The 903-nt window shown below is 64.0% G+C and carries 1 protein-coding gene; it reads left to right on the top strand.

From position 1 onward, the window contains the following. Positions 1-903 (top strand): SpaA isopeptide-forming pilin-related protein (locus AC4IJH_RS43585; RefSeq protein ID WP_490857576.1); only part of this gene is annotated, 903 nt, incomplete at both ends.

The raw sequence follows: 903 nt of genomic DNA, 5'->3' as shown, positions 1-903 counted from the left end.
TACGGCGCAGATCAAGGGCCTCAAGCAGCTGAAGATGGGCTCCACCTACTACTGGGAGGAGACCAAGGCTCCCAAGGACGCCAAGGGCAAGCCCTATCCGCTGCCCAAGAACCCCGTCTTCGGTCCCATGGTGCTGACCAAGGACAAGCTCGCCACGACCGCGTCCATCACGGTCAAGAACGAGAAGCCGGACATCGTCACCGACAAGAAGGACGAGGCCACCAACTCGGCGGCCGACACCGAGGGTTCGGCGGTCATTCTCCCTGATGTCAAGGAGAAGGTCCTGTACATGACCAACACGAACAACGGCACCGAGCCGTTGGTCAAGATCCGGAACACTGACCGCGTCACCAAGGGCGACGCGAAGATCAAGGATCTGAAGTGCACCTGGCCTGACGGCACCACCAGCACGGACCCCGCGGGCAAGGAGGTGCGCTGGGAGGCCTCCTGGAAGGAAGACGCCAAGAAGAACCCCAAGGCCCAGCTCGCAGTCGGCGCCAGCTACAAGTGCACCGCCGTTCTGTACGGCATGAAGTCGGGTGTCATGCACGGCGACACCTTCACCGTCGAGGGCGAGGGTGCCCACAGCGGGGTTCCCGTCAAGGACGACAACCCCTGGCACGGCGTGCCGGTCCGGCTCGTCAAGGTTGACGGCAAGACCAACAAGCCGCTGGCCGGGGCCGAGTTCCAGCTGTGGCGCGAGTCCAACGGCACTGCGGGTCTGCAGCGCACCGGTGGCAAGCCGGACACCAAGGAAGGCGGCCCGGTCACCACGGGTGCTGACGGTACGGCGCAGATCAAGGGCCTCAAGCAGCTGAAGATGGGTTCCACGTACTACTGGGTGGAGACCAAGGCTCCCAGCGGGTACGAGCTGCCCAAGAACCCGGTCTTCGGTCCGATGGT

Source organism: Streptomyces sp. UF-297, assembly GCF_058245575.1.
This window is presented reverse-complemented; position numbering and strand designations above follow the sequence as displayed.